Origin of the sequence: Geothermobacter hydrogeniphilus (assembly GCF_002093115.1) — a bacterium.
GTDB classification, from domain to species: domain Bacteria; phylum Desulfobacterota; class Desulfuromonadia; order Desulfuromonadales; family Geothermobacteraceae; genus Geothermobacter_A; species Geothermobacter_A hydrogeniphilus.
The window spans coordinates 188,008-205,799 of the sequence record NZ_NAAD01000004.1; the positions used below are offsets into that span (position 1 = coordinate 188,008).

Genomic DNA, 17,792 nt, shown 5'->3' on the forward strand with positions numbered 1-17,792 from the left:
AAGAAAACAGAAGAACATCACTGTTCCAAGGCGGTCGAGACGTGTGTAGCTGCAAGGCGTCTCACGCGCCAAGGAATGAGGCGTAGCGGCAGCTACGTCGGAATGACGAGGCGCGGGAGCAACGCAGCAGATGCGTGCGTCTCGACCGCCCTCGCAGCATAAGGCGTAGCGGCAGCTACGTCGCACAAGCGAAGAAGGATGCAACGCCGAGCTGGAGCAAAAAGACCGCCCTTTCTTGCAACGAAGCTCTGTCGTACCGTGAATCTCCACCGTTGCAGGGCGAGGATTTTTGGTTCAGATCAAGGCGCATCGTGAAGAGCGCGGAGACGTAGCGGCAGCTACGTCGCACAAGCGATGAGCGATGCAACGCCGAGCTGGAGCAAAAAGACCGCCCCTGATAAAAAAAGGGCGCCCTTTGGGGGCGCCCGATGAGCAACGAGAGGTTCAGGAGGCGTCTCGCTGACTGTGACTTTTTATTCTTTCCCTTTCAGGGCCAGGTAGCGGGTGGCTTCGCCGTGTCGGACCAGCAGCAGCGCCGCGCCGCCCTTGCGGGTTTTCTTCAGGGCCGCTTTGACTTCGGCCGGAGAATTGACCGGAATGCGGTTGACTTCCTGGATCAGGTCGCCTTTCTGGATGCCGGCCTCTTCGGCCGCCGAGCCGTCTTCGACTCCGGCCACCAGCACACCCTGCTCGCCCTGGTAGCCCAATTGTTCGGCCAGCGGTTCGGTCAACTGCTGCAGCTGCAGGCCGTAGCGCTTGATGGTGCTGGCCGGCGTCGGGCGCCCTTTGGCGTCGGTTTCCAGTTCGCCGATAACGACCTTGATCTTCTGCTCGTCACCGCCCCGCACAATGGTCAGGGTGAGACTGGTTCCGGGGGGGGTGAGGGCGATCTTGTTGCGGAATTCGGCCACCTTGCCGACCGGATGACCTTCAAGCTCGGTGATCACGTCGCCGCGCTTGAGGCCGGCTTTCTCGGCCGGGGAGTCCTTGATCACCTGGGCGACCAGGATTCCCTTGTTTTTGTCGAGGCCGAAGGAGTCGGCCAGTTCCCGGGTCAGGTCCTGGATATAAACACCGAGACGGCCGCGGGTGACCTTGCCGTGCTTGACCAGCTGGTCGCGGATCTGCTTGGCCATATTGATCGGAATGGCGAAGCCGATGCCCATATAGCCGCCGCTGCGGCTGAAGATGGCGGTGTTCATGCCGACCACCCGGCCGTCGAGGTCGACCAGCGGGCCGCCGCTGTTGCCGGGATTGATGGCAGCATCGGTCTGGATGAAGTTTTCGTAGTCATTGAGGCCCATGCCGCTGCGCCCTTTGGCGCTGACGATGCCGGCGGTCAGGGTGTGGGAGAGGCCGAAGGGATTGCCGACGGCCAGCACCCAGTCTCCGACTTCCAGTTTGTCCGAATCACCGAGGCGCAGGAAGGGCAGGTCGCTGGCATCAATCTTGATGATGGCGACATCAGTGGCGGGGTCGGTGCCGATGGTTTCCGCCTTGAATTCACGCCCGTCGAGCAGGCGGACGACCACTTCATCGGCATCACCGACGACATGATTGTTGGTCATGATCAGCCCGTCGGGCGAAATGATGAAGCCGGACCCCTGCCCCACCGCGCGGTGTTTGCGGGGCGCCTGACGTCTCTGGTGCGGCATGTTGGGGGGCGCACCGAAAAAACGACGGAAGAATTCGTCGCCGAAGGGCAGCTCCTGGCTGGAGACCTCGGCTTCTTTTTCCACTTTGATGAAGACTACGGCCGGAGAAACCTTCTTGGCGACATTGCGGAAGGCGCGGCCGGTCTGCCTCAGGTTTTCGATTCCCTGCTGCTGTGCCAGGGCGTTGCCGCCGCCCGGCGGCAGGATGAGAACCAGGGCCAACAGAACCAGTCCGGTGAACAGAACAGAGCGTAAGGTGCGTGCGAGTGGTTGCATGAGGATCGTCTCCCAGTGCTTCAGGCGTTCCCCGACAGCGGGCAGAGATTTCTTACCCGATCGAGAAACTGGTCAATATCAAAAGGTTTATCCAGAACTTCAACCGCCCCCAGCTGCCGGGCCGCGGCGTGTGTCCGGCTGTCGCCGAAGGCGGTCATGCAGATGGTCGGCAGTTTGCGGGGGGAGTCGACGTTTGCTTCCAGGGCTTCCAGCCCGGTCAGTGCCGGCATGCGGATGTCGGTGACCAGCAGGTCGATGCCGTTCGTCGTTCCCTGATTCCCCTCCAGGTACTCCAGCAGGCTCAGGCCGTCGGCGCAGCTGGTGACCCGGTAGCCGGCCTGGTAGAGGCAGAAGGAAAGCAGTTCACGCATCGCCGCATCATCTTCGGCGAGCAGGACATGCGGTGCGTTGCGGCGGTCATCGCGGGACATCGTAAGGCTCCTTGGTTGATCCATGCCTCTCTGGTAGAGCATAGTTCGTGCCAAGATGATGCCAGTTATTACAGGGGGTTGGCGATGTATGCTGTGGGGCAGAATGTCCCCTTGGGGCAAAATGCCCCGGTTCGGCGGGGGTCAGTCGTCCTGGAGCTTGCGGTAGAGGGTTTTGCGATCGATGCCGAGAATCCGTGCCGCCACCGATCGATTGCCGGCAACCTCTCCCAGCACCCGTTCAATGTAACGGCGCTCGACTTCCGCCAGGGTCAGCAGCGGGGCATCGCTGTCGAGTTCGGGGACCTGGGCGGAGTTTCCGGTCCGGGTGATCTGGGGAGGGAGATCCTCCAGGGTCAGGTGGTCGTGGCGGGTCAGGGCCACTGCACGTTCCATGACGTTGCGCAGTTCCCGGACATTGCCGGGCCAGGCGTAACCGAGCAGTTGAGCGGCGACCGGAGCACTGAGCCCCTGAACCGGCTTGTTCAGCCGGGCGGCAAATTCGTGCAGAAAGCTCTCCGCCAGCAGCAGGATGTCGTTGCCGCGGTTGCGCAGCGGCGGCATTTCGATACTGATGACATTCAATCGGTAGAAGAGATCCTCGCGGAAACGTCCTTCCCTGACCGCCCGTTCGAGATCCTGGTGGGTGGCGGTGACCAGCCGGACGTCGATGGGAATCTCCCGGCTGCCGCCCAGCGGGCGGATCCGGCGTTCTTCGAGGGCGCGCAGCAGTTTCGGTTGCAGGGTCAGCGGCATTTCGCCGATTTCATCCAGCAGCAGGGTGCCGCCGTGGGCTTCGAGAAAGAGGCCGCGGCGGTCGTTGCGGGCGTCGGTAAAGGCACCCTGCAGGTGACCGAAGAGCTCGCTTTCGAGCAGCTGTTCCGGCAGAGCGGCGCAGTTGACGGCAACAAAGGGGCCGCTGCCGCGTTCGCTGAGCCGATGCAGGGCGCGGGCGGCCAGTTCCTTGCCGGTTCCACTTTCCCCGGTCAGCAGCACCGAGCTGTCAATGCCCGCGACCCGGGTGATGAGTTCCCGGACCGTGCGCATCGGCCGGCTTTCCCCGCTCAGTTCCCCGCTCGGTCGGCTGCGTGCCACCTCGGCGTCAAGCAGGCGGATCTGCTGCTGCAGCCGGCGGTTTTCAAGGGCCCGGCGCAGGGCATGAGCGAGCAGGTCGAGGTCGACCGGCTTGGTGACGAAGTCGTAGGCCCCGGCGCGCAACGCCTCGATGGCGGTTTCCAGGGAACCGAAGGCGGTGATGATCAGCACCGGCAGGTCGGGACGGGCGGCGTGCAGTTCGCGACAGAAACTGATGCCGTCGATGCCGGGCAGGTTGAGATCGGTCAGGACCAGGTCAACCTCGGTGTCCTGCAGCGCCCGGCGACCGGCGGCAGCGTTTTCGGCCGGAATCACCCGGTGGCCGCGGGCGCCGAGATCCTCCTCCAGCAGTTCCCGCATGGAACGGTCATCATCGATGATCAGCAGGGTGCCGGTCACTTCGTCCTTCATGCCTCTTGCTCCTGGTATTCGGGAAGGTAAAGAGTGAAGCAGCTGCCCTTTCCGAGCGTACTTTCGACACCGATCCAGCCGCCGTGATCGCGGGCGATCCCCCAGGCGATCGAGAGCCCGAGGCCGGTTCCCTGGCCGATTTCCTTGGTCGTAAAGAAAGGATCAAAAAGCTGCTGCAGGTTCTTTTCGTCAATACCGGTCCCCTGGTCACTGACCGCAAGGCTGACCCAGGGACCGGGGTGGTCGACTTCCGCCGGGGGGGAAACCTCCCGCGGCCGGTCGACGCGCAGCACCAGAACGCCGCCTTCCGGCATGGCCTGGATGCCGTTCATGCTCAGGTTGATCAGCACCTGCTGCAGCTGGCCGGCATCGGCCGCGGCCCGGACATCGGGCTGTCGTATGTCGAGCTGCAGTTCGACGCCCTGTTTTTCCGCCGCCGGATGAACCAGGTTGATGACCGTGGTCGCCAGCCCGGACAACTCCAGCGGATGCTTGCGTAATTCGCCGCGGCGGGCGAAATCGAGCAGCTGACGCATGATCAGGGTCATGCGCTGCGCCTGGTCGCCGATGATCCGGGCGTTGCGCTGGACCTCCTCGGCGGTCAGACCGTCGCGGCTCAACAGCTTGGCGCGCCCGGCGATGACGTTGAGCGGGGTTCCGAGTTCGTGCGCCATGCCGGCCGAGAGCCGCCCGAGGGTCGCCAGTCGTTCGGTATGGCGCAGTTTCTCCAGGGCGTCGAGACGGGCCTGGTCGGCGGTGCGGGCGCTGGCCAGCTGGCCGCGCATTTTCTCCAGGGCTCCGGCCAGCAGACCGAACTCATCCCGGCTGTCGCTTTCCACCGGTCCGGAAAAATCGCCGTCGGCGATGCGTTCGGCGTGAGCCGCCAGTTTCTTGACCGGTCGATCGACCCAGATGCTGCCGATGACGGTGATCAGCAGCAGGCTGCAGGCGACCGCCGTGGCCAGCATAAAGGCCGAGCGGCGCATGCTTTCGCGCACGTAGCCGTGCATTTCAGCCAGCGATTCGCTGACTTCAACGGCGCCGAGACGACCGCCGGGGGTGACCAGCGGCAGATAGGTGAAGAGGTAGTCCTTGCCTTCGTCGGTTTCAGCCAGCAGGGTAACGATTTCGCCCTGGTGGGTTGCTTCCAGCTTGGGATCCTGGAGTGGAGTGAAGCGATCGCTGGTCTCCCCTTCCAGCCAGACCCAGCGGACCCGTTGACCGCCTTCAAGCCGGCGGTTGCGCTTGAGGAAGATCATGGCTCCCCGTTCGCCGCGGGTCTGCCAGATTTCCGCCGTCATCTGGCGCAGCACGATGCCGACCTGGCGCGCCTCACGGCTCAGGTTGGCCTTGATCTGAACCCGCTCCCGCTTGACCGTCTGCCAGCTGTAGATGGCGAACAACAGGGCGACGGTCAGCAGCAGGGCGACGGCTATTTTAAGGGTCAGGCGCATAACGTAGGTCCTCAGGGGATCGGCCGGAGGTCATTATGCGTGGCGGCGCCGGGATTGTCCAGCGCCGCGGGCGGGTTGCCGGATCAGTCCTTCAGGTAGCTGCTGATGGCGGCAAAGAAGTTTTTCGGCTCAATCTCAAAAGCCCTGGCCCATTCGCTCGGATCGACTTCATTGCCTTCGACCAGCATTGCCAGCTGGACGCGGGTGATGGGGAAGGCGGGGATCGAATCCAGCATCGCCACCACCGGTTTCATCAGCGACAGCGGCTGGTGCAGCTTGACCACCCGCCCCCTGCCGAGGGCGCGGCCCACCAGGTCGAGGATTTCATCATAGCTCAGGCTCTGCGGTCCGCCGCAATGATAGATCTGACCGATGCTCGACGGTTGCTGCAGGGCGCGCACGAAACCGGCGGCGACATCTTCAACCGCCACCGGACTCATGCGGTAGCGGCCGTTGCCGATCACCGGGACCAGCGGCAGCTTGCGGATCAGCCCGACCAGCATGTTGACGAACTGGTCTTCCGGTCCGTAGATCAGCGAGGGGCGGAAGATGGTCCAGTCGAGACCGGAAGCGCGCAGGGCCTGTTCGGCGGCCCACTTGGTGTGATGGTAGGCGGTTCCGCCCTGCTCGCGGGCGCCGTTGGCGCTCATGTGAATGAAGCGCCGGATGCCCGCTTTCCGGGTCGCGGCAATGATATTGTTCGTCGCTTCGGTGTGCAGGTGGGTGAAAGTAATGCCGCGGCGGGGGAACTCCCGGATGATGCCGACCAGGTGGATGACCGCTTCGCAGCCGTCCAGCCCGTCGCCGAGGCTGTCCGGGACGGTGATGTCGCCGTGGTGAAAACGCAGGTTTTCATGTCGGCCGAGCCTGCTGTCGGGGCCGCTGCGCGCCAGGCAGGTCACCCGGTGCCCCGCCGCCAGCAACTGTCCGACAACTTCGCGGCCGACAAATCCGGTCCCGCCGGTTATGAAAATATTCATTCGTGTCTCCCCGTTTCAACGGCTCTGATTCGCAGTTTACAGCTTACCGCTTTGCTTCAATTCTACCAGCAGTCGGCAGTCGGTGGGCCTTTCGCTGATGTATACGGTAGCCGGGTTCGCTATCTGGTATAACGTATACACGATCGTGGTAGAAACTCCTTGACAGGATTTGCCGCCGGGCGATATTAACACTGTTATATTCGGGCTGTCGGGCGTCCTGTCGACTGCTCTCATCATAAACAATCATCAACCAATTTCACATAATCGAGCGAAAAATAAGAACATAATAATGTTTTGACGGTTTGTTTTCACAGCGAAAGGAGGACGTTGCCATGAAAACCGAACATACTCCGAATGAGGTTTCCATTCCGGAGGAAACCCTGCGGAAGTGGGAAGCGCGAGGGGTCAGCCGGCGTGACTTCATCAAGTTCTGCACGGCGACCACGGCAGCCATGGCCCTGCCGATGACCTTTGTGCCCAGGGTCGCCCAGGCCATGGAGGACAATCGACTGCCGGTGATCTGGGTTGAATACCAGAGCTGCTCGGGGGACTCTGAGGCGTTTTTGCGCGCCAATCAGCCCGCCGCCGGGGATATCATCCTCGATGTCATTTCCCTGGAATACTCCGAAGTGCTCATGGCCGCCGCCGGTCATCTCGCCGAAGAAGCCAAGCAGCAGGCAATGGAGAAATACAAGGGCAAGTATGTGCTGATTGTCGAGGGCGCGATTCCCAAAGGTGACGGCGGCGTCTACTGTACCGTCGCCGGCCGGAGCGCGGTCGACAGCTGTACCGAGTTGGTCAGAAACGCCGCGGCCACGATCTGTGTCGGGTCCTGCGCCAGTTTCGGCGGCATCCCGGCGGCCGCGCCCAACCCGACCGACGCGGTGTCGGTGATGGACCTGGTGCCCGGCGCGCCGGTGATCAACCTGCCCGGCTGTCCGGTCAACGCCGAGAACCTGACCGCGACCATCGTTCATTTCCTCACCTTCGGCAAGCTGCCGGCCACCGACCGGCTCGGTCGGCCGAAGTTCGCCTACGGCAAGCGGATTCATGACAACTGCGAGCGCCGCGCCCATTTCGACGCCGGTCAGTACGCCGAGGCCTTCGGTGACGCCGGTCACCGTCAGGGGCACTGCCTTTACAAGCTCGGCTGCAAGGGTCCGGAGACCTTCCATAACTGTCCGACCATCCGCTACAACGAGGGGACCAGCTGGCTGGTGATGGCCGGTCATGGTTGCGTCGGCTGTTCCGAGCCGCAGTTCTGGGACACCATGAGCCCCTTCTACCGGCGGCTGCCGAACGTTCCCGGTTTCGGGGTCGAGATGACCGCCGACAAGATCGGCATCGGTCTGGCGGCAGCCACCGCGGTCGCCTTCGGCGCCCATGGCGTGGCGAGCTGTTTCCGGCGTGGCGACAATATGGAACAAGATAAGGTGATCGAGGAGGAATAAGACGATGGCCAAGAAGATAGCAGTTGATCCGATTACCCGCATTGAGGGGCACCTGCGCATCGAAGCGCAGCTGGAGGGCGGCAAGATCGCCAATGCCTGGAGCTCTTCGACCGCCTTCCGCGGGATTGAAACCATTCTCAAGGGACGCGATCCGCGCGACGCCCATCATTTCACCCAACGTTTCTGCGGGGTCTGCACCACCGTTCATTCGATGGCCAGCATCCGCGCCGTCGAGGACGCACTGAAGATCCAGATTCCCGACAATGCCCGGCTGATCCGCAACATCATCATGGGCATCCAGAACGTGCAGGATCACGTCATCCATTTCTACCACCTGCACGCCCTTGACTGGGTCGACATCACCAGCGCCCTCAAGGCCGATCCGAAGAAGACCGCCCAGCTGGCGCAGTCGATTTCGGACTGGCCGAACTCCAGCGTCAAGCACTTCAAGGCCGTCAAGGAGCGGATCGCCGCTTTTGTCAGCACCGGCCGGCTCGGTCCCTTTCAGAACGCCTACTGGGGACACAGCGCCTACCGGCTGCCGCCCGAGGCCAACCTGATGGCCGTGGCTCACTACCTGGAAGCCCTCGAATGGCAGAAGGAAGTGATCAAGGTGCACGCCATTCTCGGTTCGAAGAATCCGCATCCGCAGACCTTCCTCGTCGGCGGCATGGCGATTCCGGTCGACCCGGACAGCCAGAACGCCATCAATGCGGACAAGATCGCCTACATGCAGAAGCTGCTGAAGAAGGCCCGCCTGTTCGTCGAACAGGTCTACATTCCCGACCTGCTGGCGGTGGCATCCTTCTACAAGGACTGGGCGGCCATCGGCGGCGGGGTCGGCAACTACCTGGCCTACGGCGATTTCCATATGGACAATGCCGGCGGCACCGACAATCTCTACTTCCCGCGCGGCGTGATCATGGGCAAAGACCTGGCCAACGTGCTGCCGATGGATGAAAAGAAGATCACCGAGTATGTCACCCACAGCTGGTACGACTACAGCGGCGGCAATGACCGGGGACTGCATCCCTACCAGGGGGAAACCAGCCACAACTACACCGGGCCGAAGCCGCCCTACGATTTTCTCGATACCGACGGCAAGTATTCCTGGGTCAAGTCACCGCGCTACAACGATCAGCCGATGGAGGTCGGTCCGCTGGCGCGGGTGCTGGTCGCTTACGCCTCCGGCAACCAGGACGCGAAGACGATCGTCAATTATGTTCTCGGTCAGCTCGGCGTCGGACCCGAGGCGCTGTTCTCGACCCTCGGCCGGACCGCGGCGCGCGGTGTCGACTGCCTGATGATGGCGCGCATGAACGAGAAATGGGTCGCCGACCTTGTCAACAACATGGGTCGCGGCATCTATGAGACCCATAATGCGGAAAAATGGGATCCGTCGACCTGGCCGAAAGAGGCGCAGGGCTTCGGTTACCACGAGGCGCCGCGCGGCGCTCTCGGCCACTGGATACGCATTGAAAACGGCCAGATCGCCAATTTCCAGGCGGTCGTGCCTTCGACCTGGAACGCCGGTCCGCGTGATGCCGCCGGGCAGATGGGCCCCTATGAGTCCGCCCTGGTGGGGACGCCGATCGCGGACGAGAACAAGCCGCTGGAGATCCTGCGCACCATCCATTCCTTCGACCCCTGTCTCGCCTGCGCGGTGCATGTCATGGATGGCAAGGGCAATGAGCTGATCAAGGTCAAGGCACTGTAAGTAAGGAGATACGCCATGCTGCAGATAAGATACGTCTGGGAGTGGCCGGTTCGCATCACCCACTGGGTCAACGCGCTCAGTATCGTGGTCCTGTCGGTGACCGGGTTCTACATCGGCAACCCGTTTATCACCGTTCACAGCACCAGCGAATACGTCATGGGAACCATGCGGGTGGTCCATTACGGTTTCGCCTATGCCTTCGCGCTGTCGGTGCTGGCGCGGGTGGTCTGGAGCCTGGTGGGCAACCACCACGCGTCCTGGCGGGAATTCTTCCCCTGGCTGACGCCGAGCGGCTGGAAACGGATCATCGGGACCTTCAGGTACTATGCTTTCATGGCAAAAAAGCCGCCCTACGAGGTCGGTCACAACGCCCTGGCGGCGATGGCCTACTCGGCGGTCTTCATCCTCTACCTGGTGCAGATCGTCAGCGGCTTCGCTCTCTACGCCCAGTTCAGTCCCGGGGTCGGCTGGTACAGCTTCTTTGCCCCGGTGCTGACCGCCTTCGGCAACCAGGGACTGCGCCTGACCCACCATGTGGTGATGTGGCTGCTGATCGGTTTTGCCATCCATCACGTCTACAGCGCCTGGTTGATGGATGTGAAGGAGAAGAACGGGACGCTCAGCTCGATTTTTGGCGGCTACAAGTTTGTTGAACCCGAGGATCTTTGATGAAAATACTGGTTCTCGGGCTCGGCAACAGCCTGATGAGTGACGACGGCTTCGGGGTGTTCGCGGTTCAGAAGCTGCAGCAGGATTTTCGTTTTCCTGCACAGGTTGCGCTGCTTGATGGCGGCACCCTCGGGCTCGATCTGCTTCCCCGACTCGAAGGGGTGGAGAAGCTGTTGATTCTCGACGCCATCAATATGGACGCTGCCCCCGGCGAGATCTTCCGGCTCGAAGGGGAGGAGGTGCCGCGCGCTTTTGCCAACAAGCTCTCGGTACACCAGATGGGCGTGCAGGATCTGCTGGCGGTGGCCGAACTGCAGGGTTACTGTCCGCCGGAACTGGTGGTCTGGGGGGTGCAGCCCGAATCGATTGAGATGCGCATCGGTCTCACCGAACCGGTCAAACCGGCCCTGGAGAAGGTGGTGCAGGGGGTGGTTGATGAACTGACCGCCTGGGGAGCTGCGCCGGAAGCGGCCTGAGAAGGAAAAAGTTTGGATTCAATCGCGAGGGCTGCCCCGAAGGCAGCCCTCGCTTCATTCCGGCGCCTGCCCGGTCGGGGGAGAGGATGATCAAAGGCCTGCTGTTTCTTGTCCTGCTGACGCTTCCGTTCGCCTGCAGTGAGGTTTCGCCGGACTACCCGTCGCGAACCGTGCCTGCCGGCCTGCTCGGCTCCCGCGCGGCGCAGGGCGCGGGCGCCCGGATGTTTCGACACAAATGCGCTTCCTGCCACGGGCATCCCTCGGAGGGGCGCTCGGAGCGGGCTGATTTCTTCGATCCTCCCGCCCCTGATTTTTCCGAGTCCCATTACCGTGACATTGATCCGGCCTACCTCTACTGGCGCATTGAACACGGCAAGACAATCGAGCCTTTTCGTTCCCGCGGGTCGGTGATGCCGACCTGGGGTCCGCATCTTTCCGAAACCGAGATCTGGAGCCTGGTGGTTTATCTCCTTTCCCGCAGTCGTCCGGCGTTCGCAAACGGATCCAGGTTTTACTGAAACTTTTGCTTTTTTATTTTGGCTGAATTTGCTAAGGTGCGGTGCCGTAAATCATATATTCTGGGGATATTGGGTGTTGACCGGCGAGGTTACTGCCATTATCCTTCTAAACCTTGCCGGCTGAGAGCGCCTTCCGCAACCAGTCGCAGCGACAGCGACCGGCCTGATCTCCCAGAGGATTTCGAGCAGCAGCCCGAAATCCGGCCCTGACCGGAGTCGGGCCTTTTGCTTTTTCAAGTTTTTCAACCGTAGTCTGCGGTCGACGGTGACCGCAACACCAAACATCTATAGGGGGCAGCAATGCAGACAGCAAGCGAACTTGACGCCGCACAGCTTGGACTCAAGAGCGTCGGCAAGCTCTACCACAATCTCTCTTACGAAGAACTCTTCGAGCATGAGCAGGCCAACAGGGAAGGTGCTGTTTCCGACAACGGCACCATGATGGTCGACACCGGCAAGTTCACCGGTCGCTCGCCGAAGGACAAATATTTCGTCCGGCAGGACCTCTCGGCGGAAAATATCGCCTGGGGCAGCATCAATCAGCCGGTTTCCGCTGAAATTTTCGATGAACTCTACGAAGACACGATCGACTACCTGGCCGGCAAGGATCTCTACGTCACCGACGGCTTCTGCGGTTCGAACCCGGCCACCCGCAAGAATGTCCGCTTCATCACCGAGTTCGCCTGGCAGTCGCATTTCGTCAAGAACATGTTTATCCGCCCCGGTGCTGAAGAACTGACCGGATTCTCCCCCGACTTCACCATCTTCAATGCCAGCAACTATCTCAACGAGAAATGGCAGAAGCATGGCCTGAATTCCGAGGTTTTCATCGTCTTCAACATCGAGAAGAACGTCGCCATCATCGGCGGCACCTGGTACGGCGGAGAGATGAAGAAGGGCATGTTCACGATGATGAACTACTGGCTGCCGCTGCAGGGGATCCTTTCCATGCACTGCAGCGCCAATGTCGGCAAAAAAGGCGACGTCGCTCTCTTCTTCGGTCTTTCCGGGACCGGCAAAACCACCCTCTCGACCGATCCGGAGCGTAAGCTGATCGGCGATGATGAACATGGTTGGGACAATGATGGCGTCTTCAACTTCGAAGGCGGCTGCTACGCCAAGTGCATCAACCTTTCGGCCGAGAACGAGCCGGAGATCTATGGTGCCATCAAGCGCAACGCCCTGCTCGAGAATGTCGTTGCCAATGCCAACGGAGTGGTTGATTATGCCGACGGTTCGAAGACCGAGAATACCCGTGTCTCCTACCCGATCGACCATATCGACAATCATGAGCCGAGCCTCAAGGCCGGTCACCCGCAGAACATCATCTTCCTCACCTGTGATGCTTTCGGGGTGCTGCCCCCGGTCTCCAAGCTGACCAAAGAGCAGGCGATGTACTATTTCCTCTCCGGCTACACCGCCAAGGTGGCGGGCACCGAGCGCGGCGTCACCGAGCCCCAGGCGACCTTCTCCGCCTGCTTCGGCGAGGCTTTCCTGCCGCTCCATCCGACCGTTTACGGCAAACTGCTCGGCAAGAAGATGGAAGAGCACGGCGTCAATGCCTACCTGGTCAACACCGGTTGGGCCGGCGGCGGCTACGGGGTTGGCGAGCGGATGAGCATCAAGGCCACCCGCGCCTGCATCAACGCCATTCTCGACGGTTCGATCAATGACGCCGAGTTTGAGCAGACCCGGTTCTTCAAGCTGAATATTCCCAAGTCCCTGCCGGGAGTCGATACCAAGCTGCTCAACCCGCGCAACGCCTGGGACGACAAGGAGGCTTTCGACGCCACGGCAAACAAGCTGGCCGGGATGTTCATCGACAACTTCAAGAAATACCTGATTGAGGGTGATGTCGACTTCGCCCAGTACGGTCCGAAGCTCGACTGAGTTGAACGGATTCTGAACAGGGGCGGTCCTGGATGAGACCGCATTTCTTCCTTGAACGGCCCGGAGCATTGCCCCGGGCCGTTCTTTGGTGTTGGGGCGGGTCTTTTGCACCGACTCTGCGTTGTCTCCCTCTTCTGCTGGTGTGACGTAGTTGCCGCTACGCCTCCGCGCTCACCGGGACACGCCTTGATTCGGCACAAAATCCCTCGCCCTTTGACGGCGGTGGATTGCCGGGCGATCGCGCTTCGTTGTGTGTACCTGAAGAGGGATTTCATGCAAGACTGTCGTTGGCAGCCTGATGTCGTTCGTTCCGGCTGCCGATTGCCGCTGCTGTACCGGCCTTGACAGGGTCGTGGGGCAGAATAGAATAAGCTCGGTACCCTCGGCCGGTTGTCGGCACAGCCATGGACTCTGGTATCTCCGGAAGGGAGCAACAAGGTGGCGAATCCCGCTCATCCGAGTGACATGCATATTCCGCAGCAACTGCCGTTGCTGCCGGTGCGCGACGTGGTGATCTTCCCCTACATGATCATTCCGCTGTTCGTCGGCCGTGAAAAATCGATTGCCGCCGTTGAACAGGCCCTGAGTCAGGACCGGATCATCTTCCTGGCCAGCCAGAAGGAACTGGTGGTTGAAGACCCCGCGCCGGAGGATATCTACTCTTTCGGGACCGCGGCGATGATCATGCGCATGCTCAAGCTGCCGGACGGGCGGATCAAGATCCTGGTCCAGGGACTGGCGCGCGCCCGCATCGAGACCGTGCTGGCCGACATGCCCTGCTATGAAGTTCGCGTTGAGCTGCTCGAAGACCCGCCGCTGACGGTCGGAGCCCTTGAAGTCGAGGCGCTGATGCGCACCGTTCGTGACCAGCTGGCCCAGCTGGTCAACCTCGGCAAAGCGCTTCAGCCGGAGGTGATGGTGGCGCTGGAGAACGTCGAGGATCCGGGCAGCCTGGCCGACCTGGTGGCGAGCAATATCGGGCTGAGAGTGCCCGAGGCCCAGGCCCTGTTCGAGGCGATTGATCCTTTTGAACGCCTCGGCCTGGTCAAAGACACTCTGGCCAAGGAACTCGAAGTGGCGGCGGTGCAGAATCGCATCCAGAGCCAGGCCAAGGAGGAGATGACCCGCTCGCAGCGGGAATATTTCCTGCGCGAACAGCTGCGGGCGATCCAGGCCGAACTGGGTGAGGGGGATGCTCGCGCCGAGGAGATGGCCGAGTTGCGGGAACAGCTGCAGGAGGCGAAGCTGCCCGAAGAGGCACACAAGGAGGCGGAGAAGCAGCTTAAACGGCTGGAGGCGATGCATCCCGAAGCGGCCGAATATTCGATGCTGCGCACCTATCTCGACTGGCTGGTCGAGCTGCCCTGGAGCGTCACGACGCGCGACAACCTCAACCTGAAAAAGGCCCGCCAGGTACTCGACGAAGATCACTTCGACCTGGAGAAGATCAAGGAGCGGATCCTCGAATACCTGGCGGTGCGCAAACTGAAAAAGGACATGAAGGGGCCGGTTCTCTGTTTTGTCGGTCCCCCGGGGGTCGGCAAGACCAGCCTCGGCAAGTCGATCGCCCGGGCGCTGGGGCGCAAGTTCGTGCGCATCTCCCTCGGCGGGGTGCGCGACGAGGCGGAGATCCGTGGTCACCGGCGTACCTATGTCGGCGCCCTGCCGGGGCGGGTGATGCAGAGTATGAAGCAGGCCGGCAGCAACAACCCGGTGTTCATGCTCGACGAACTGGACAAGATCGGGGCCGATTTCCGCGGAGACCCTTCGGCGGCGCTGCTGGAACTGCTCGATCCGGAGCAGAATCACGCCTTCTCTGATCATTACATCAATCTCCCCTTCGACCTGTCGAAGGTGCTGTTCATCGCCACCGCCAATATTCTCGACCCGATTCCCCGGGCCCTGCAGGACCGGCTGGAAGTGATCGATCTGTCCGGTTACACCAGCGAGGACAAGCTGGCCATCGCCCGGCGTTACCTGGTGCCGCGGCAGCGGGAGGCCAACGGTCTCAAGGAGAAGGATCTGCGGATTTCCGACAAGGCGCTGCTGAAGCTGATTGCCGAGTACACCGCCGAGGCCGGGTTGCGCAACCTGGAGCGGCAGATCGGCAGCCTCTGCCGCAAGGTCGCGCGGCGCTTTGCCGAGGGGAAGCGCAAGCCGGTGCTGGTCAATGAAACCTCGGTTGCCAGGTTGCTTGGCCCGCCCCGGTTTCTCGCCGAGGAGGAGCGTCGGGAGCATGAAGTCGGGGTGGCGACCGGCCTGGCCTGGACCGAGGCCGGCGGCGAGGTGCTCTACGTCGAGGTCTCGGTGATGAAGGGGAAGGGGGACCTGGCCCTGACCGGGCATCTCGGCGAGGTGATGAAGGAGTCAGCCCACGCCGCGCTGAGTTACGCCCGGGCCAATGCCGAACAACTCGGCATCGACCCGCTGCGCTTCGAAGAGAGCGACATTCATATTCACGTACCGGCCGGAGCGATTCCCAAGGATGGTCCGAGTGCCGGCATCACCATGGCCACCGCCCTGATTTCGGCCCTCACCGGGCGACCGGTGAGCAAGGATGTCGCCATGACCGGCGAATTGACCCTGCGCGGCAAGGTGCTGCCGATCGGTGGCCTCAAGGACAAGGCGTTGGCGGCGGTGCGGGCCCACATCGATACCCTTATCATTCCCTATCGCAATGATAAGGACCTGGTTGATATCCCCGCTCCGTTGCGTAAGAAACTGCGGTTCATCAAGGTCCGCAGTGTTGCCGAGGTGCTCGACGCGGCCCTCGCGGAGCCGGTCGCCGATGACGCTTGACGAATTTTCCTTCATCGCGCAGATCCGTCGGACAGCTGCGGTTACACCGGAAGTGGCCATCGGCATCGGCGACGATTGTGCCGCTCTCGATCTGCCGCCCGGAGAACAGCTGCTGGTGACCAGCGATCTGCTGCTTGAAGGGGTGCATTTCCGGTGTGACTGGACCAGTTGTTTCGACCTCGGCGCCAAGGCGGCGGCCGTTAATCTTTCCGACCTGGCGGCGATGGGCGCCCGGCCGGTCGGGCTGGTGCTCGGTCTCGGTCTGCCTGACCGGCTGGATGATGCTGATCGGCGGGAGCTGGTCGCGGGTTTCATTGCTGAAGCGGAGGCCTTTGAAACCGCCCTGGTCGGCGGTGATACCTGTCGGGCACAACAATTTTTGACCCTTTCGGTGACTGCCTTCGGCACTGCCGACCCCCGGCAGGTCGTCCGTCGCGGCGGGGCCCGTCCCGGCGACCGGATCTTTGTTTCCGGCACCCTGGGTGACAGTGCCCTGGCGCTGAAATACCTGGGTGAAGGTGTGTCTCCGGAAGGGTCGCTGGCGCGGCGACATCATCGGCCGACGGCGCGGGTGTCCCTCGGTCGACGGTTGGCCGCGGCCGGGGTGAGCGCCATGATCGACATCTCTGACGGGTTGCTGGCCGATCTCGGGCATATTCTTGAGGCTTCTGCCGTCGGTGCTGAAATCATCAGCGGGGAGTTGCCGCTTTCCGCCCCGTTCAGGCGGGATTTGGCGGGAAATCCGGACCTGCTGCAACTGGCCCTGACCGGTGGTGAAGATTACGAACTGCTTTTCACCCTGCCACCAGATCGGGAAACTGCGGCCAGGCGGGCGGCCGCCGAATGCGGCGTGCCGATTCGTGAAATCGGTCGGATCCTGCCCGACCGGGAAGCGTTCTGGCTGGTTGCCGCCGATGGTGCCCGGTCACGCCCGGAACAGCGGGGGTTTGATCACTTTCGTGCCTGATGCCGGTTGCGATCGGAAGGCCGCTTCTCGGGTTTAAGAGCGCGGCCGAGCGGGTCTTCTTGCGGGATATTCCGGAACTTGGATCGATGTTTGCTTGTCTGTCAGGCGGAGTTGCGTTTTGATGATCCGGCAATCGACTTATAAATCCGCCGCGCCCTTTGTCGGCAGTGATTTCGATGATGGCGAGTTCGAACAGATCCGGTTGTTGCTGCTGGAACGGCGCGGTTTCGATCTCGGCATGTATAAGGACCAGTGTATCCGGCGGCGGATTGCCAGCCGGGTTCGGGCCAGCGGCATGCAGAACGCCGCGGACTACCTGCAACTGCTTCAGCAGCGCGAGGAGGAGATCGATGCCCTGCTGGCCGCCGTTTCGATCCACGTCTCGCAATTTTTCCGCAATCCCCGGATCTTCGCCCTGCTTGAAGCCGAGGTGCTGCCGGGATTGATCCGCCGGGCCGAAACGCGGCCGGACAGGACTCTGAAAGTGTGGAGCGTCGGTTGCGCCGGCGGCGAGGAACCCTATTCGCTGGCGCTGTTGCTCGATGAACTGGCTCCGGACGGACTCAAGGTTGATATTCTCGGCACCGATATCAGTGCCCCGGTCCTGCGACAGGCCGCCGGCGGTTACTTTGACGCGTTGCGGGTCAGCGAGGTGCCGGAGGATGTTCTGCAACGCTATTTCGCACCCGAGGGCCGCGGTTTCAGGGTCTGCGAACGGATTCGGCGCCAGGTCCGTTTTGTCGAGCACAATATCCTCAGTGATGAATCACAGCCGGCCGCGGATCTGATCCTCTGCCGCAATGTCATGATCTATTTTTCCCGCGCCGACCAGGACCGGATACTGGAGCGATTCGCTGCCACCCTCACGCCACAGGGAGTGCTGGTGCTCGGCAATGCCGAAAGTCTGATCGGAAGGGCGCGGGAGGCGTTCTCACCGCTGTTTGCCGCCGAGCGAATATATCGGCGCCGCTGAATCTGTGGTCGCAGATTTCGTTTTTGTGACTGC

14 protein-coding genes are annotated in these 17,792 nt (G+C 61.9%); 9 read left to right on the top strand and 5 right to left on the bottom strand.

The features are described 5' to 3' along the window. Positions 1–473: 473 nt before the first annotated feature. From B5V00_RS05395 to B5V00_RS05415, 5 genes are all read right to left on the bottom strand, one after another. Positions 474–1,931, bottom strand: a complete 1,458-nt coding sequence (locus B5V00_RS05395) for a DegQ family serine endoprotease (protein WP_085009736.1) — start codon at positions 1,929–1,931, stop codon at positions 474–476. A gap of 20 nt (positions 1,932–1,951) precedes the next feature. Further along, positions 1,952–2,362: a response regulator gene (locus B5V00_RS05400; RefSeq protein WP_172399630.1), complete on the bottom strand. Its 411-nt coding sequence runs from the start codon at positions 2,360–2,362 to the stop codon at positions 1,952–1,954. A 141-nt stretch (positions 2,363–2,503) separates the two neighbouring features. After that, positions 2,504–3,865, bottom strand: coding sequence for a sigma-54-dependent transcriptional regulator (locus B5V00_RS05405; protein ID WP_172399631.1), 1,362 nt, complete (start codon positions 3,863–3,865; stop codon positions 2,504–2,506). Further along, positions 3,862–5,319 (bottom strand): sensor histidine kinase, encoded by a 1,458-nt coding sequence (locus B5V00_RS05410; RefSeq protein WP_085009738.1) that lies wholly within the window; start codon positions 5,317–5,319, stop codon positions 3,862–3,864. The genes B5V00_RS05405 and B5V00_RS05410 overlap by 4 nt, the downstream gene beginning before the upstream one ends. An 83-nt stretch (positions 5,320–5,402) precedes the next feature. Beyond that, positions 5,403–6,299, bottom strand: a complete 897-nt coding sequence (locus tag B5V00_RS05415) for a complex I NDUFA9 subunit family protein (protein WP_085009739.1) — start codon at positions 6,297–6,299, stop codon at positions 5,403–5,405. A gap of 332 nt (positions 6,300–6,631) precedes the next feature. Here B5V00_RS05415 and B5V00_RS05420 point away from each other — a divergent pair, with 332 nt between their 5' ends. The 9 genes from B5V00_RS05420 (at position 6,632) to B5V00_RS05460 (ending at position 17,759) form a co-directional block, all read left to right on the top strand. Next, on the top strand, positions 6,632–7,750 hold the full coding sequence (locus B5V00_RS05420) for a hydrogenase small subunit (protein WP_085009740.1): 1,119 nt from the start codon (positions 6,632–6,634) through the stop codon (positions 7,748–7,750). 4 nt (positions 7,751–7,754) lie between these two features. Then, the gene (locus B5V00_RS05425) at positions 7,755–9,467 is read left to right on the top strand and encodes a nickel-dependent hydrogenase large subunit (protein WP_085009741.1); all 1,713 of its coding nucleotides are present in this window, start codon (positions 7,755–7,757) and stop codon (positions 9,465–9,467) included. Between the two features lie 15 nt (positions 9,468–9,482). Then, entirely contained in the window at positions 9,483–10,136 is a 654-nt protein-coding gene (gene cybH, locus B5V00_RS05430) for a Ni/Fe-hydrogenase, b-type cytochrome subunit (RefSeq protein WP_085009742.1), read from the top strand. Next, positions 10,136–10,612, top strand: coding sequence for a HyaD/HybD family hydrogenase maturation endopeptidase (locus tag B5V00_RS05435; RefSeq protein ID WP_085009743.1), 477 nt, complete (start codon positions 10,136–10,138; stop codon positions 10,610–10,612). Before cybH ends, B5V00_RS05435 begins: the two co-directional genes overlap by 1 nt. A gap of 86 nt (positions 10,613–10,698) precedes the next feature. Next, positions 10,699–11,130, top strand: coding sequence for a c-type cytochrome (locus tag B5V00_RS05440; protein WP_085009744.1), 432 nt, complete (start codon positions 10,699–10,701; stop codon positions 11,128–11,130). 300 nt (positions 11,131–11,430) lie between these two features. Beyond that, complete coding sequence (gene pckA / locus B5V00_RS05445) at positions 11,431–13,020, top strand: phosphoenolpyruvate carboxykinase (ATP) (protein ID WP_085009745.1); 1,590 nt, start codon at positions 11,431–11,433, stop codon at positions 13,018–13,020. A gap of 465 nt (positions 13,021–13,485) precedes the next feature. Next, the gene (gene lon / locus B5V00_RS05450) at positions 13,486–15,819 is read left to right on the top strand and encodes an endopeptidase La (RefSeq protein WP_085009746.1); all 2,334 of its coding nucleotides are present in this window, start codon (positions 13,486–13,488) and stop codon (positions 15,817–15,819) included. Further along, positions 15,809–16,786, top strand: a complete 978-nt coding sequence (gene thiL / locus B5V00_RS05455) for a thiamine-phosphate kinase (protein ID WP_085009747.1) — start codon at positions 15,809–15,811, stop codon at positions 16,784–16,786. The genes lon and thiL overlap by 11 nt, the downstream gene beginning before the upstream one ends. Positions 16,787–16,907: 121 nt before the next feature. After that, positions 16,908–17,759, top strand: coding sequence for a CheR family methyltransferase (locus tag B5V00_RS05460; RefSeq protein WP_085009748.1), 852 nt, complete (start codon positions 16,908–16,910; stop codon positions 17,757–17,759). Positions 17,760–17,792: the final 33 nt, after the last annotated feature.

What these genes read in the sequence shown, in the direction of transcription:
- B5V00_RS05395 (WP_085009736.1), bottom strand. Translation starts at nt 1,931, where the DNA reads ATGCAACCACTCGCACGCACCTTACGCTCTGTTCTGTTCACCGGACTG.
- B5V00_RS05400 (WP_172399630.1), bottom strand. Translation starts at nt 2,362, where the DNA reads ATGTCCCGCGATGACCGCCGCAACGCACCGCATGTCCTGCTCGCCGAA.
- B5V00_RS05405 (WP_172399631.1), bottom strand. Translation starts at nt 3,865, where the DNA reads ATGAAGGACGAAGTGACCGGCACCCTGCTGATCATCGATGATGACCGT.
- B5V00_RS05410 (WP_085009738.1), bottom strand. Translation starts at nt 5,319, where the DNA reads ATGCGCCTGACCCTTAAAATAGCCGTCGCCCTGCTGCTGACCGTCGCC.
- B5V00_RS05415 (WP_085009739.1), bottom strand. Translation starts at nt 6,299, where the DNA reads ATGAATATTTTCATAACCGGCGGGACCGGATTTGTCGGCCGCGAAGTT.
- B5V00_RS05420 (WP_085009740.1), top strand. Translation starts at nt 6,632, where the DNA reads ATGAAAACCGAACATACTCCGAATGAGGTTTCCATTCCGGAGGAAACC.
- B5V00_RS05425 (WP_085009741.1), top strand. Translation starts at nt 7,755, where the DNA reads ATGGCCAAGAAGATAGCAGTTGATCCGATTACCCGCATTGAGGGGCAC.
- cybH (WP_085009742.1), top strand. Translation starts at nt 9,483, where the DNA reads ATGCTGCAGATAAGATACGTCTGGGAGTGGCCGGTTCGCATCACCCAC.
- B5V00_RS05435 (WP_085009743.1), top strand. Translation starts at nt 10,136, where the DNA reads ATGAAAATACTGGTTCTCGGGCTCGGCAACAGCCTGATGAGTGACGAC.
- B5V00_RS05440 (WP_085009744.1), top strand. Translation starts at nt 10,699, where the DNA reads ATGATCAAAGGCCTGCTGTTTCTTGTCCTGCTGACGCTTCCGTTCGCC.
- pckA (WP_085009745.1), top strand. Translation starts at nt 11,431, where the DNA reads ATGCAGACAGCAAGCGAACTTGACGCCGCACAGCTTGGACTCAAGAGC.
- lon (WP_085009746.1), top strand. Translation starts at nt 13,486, where the DNA reads ATGCATATTCCGCAGCAACTGCCGTTGCTGCCGGTGCGCGACGTGGTG.
- thiL (WP_085009747.1), top strand. Translation starts at nt 15,809, where the DNA reads ATGACGCTTGACGAATTTTCCTTCATCGCGCAGATCCGTCGGACAGCT.
- B5V00_RS05460 (WP_085009748.1), top strand. Translation starts at nt 16,908, where the DNA reads ATGATCCGGCAATCGACTTATAAATCCGCCGCGCCCTTTGTCGGCAGT.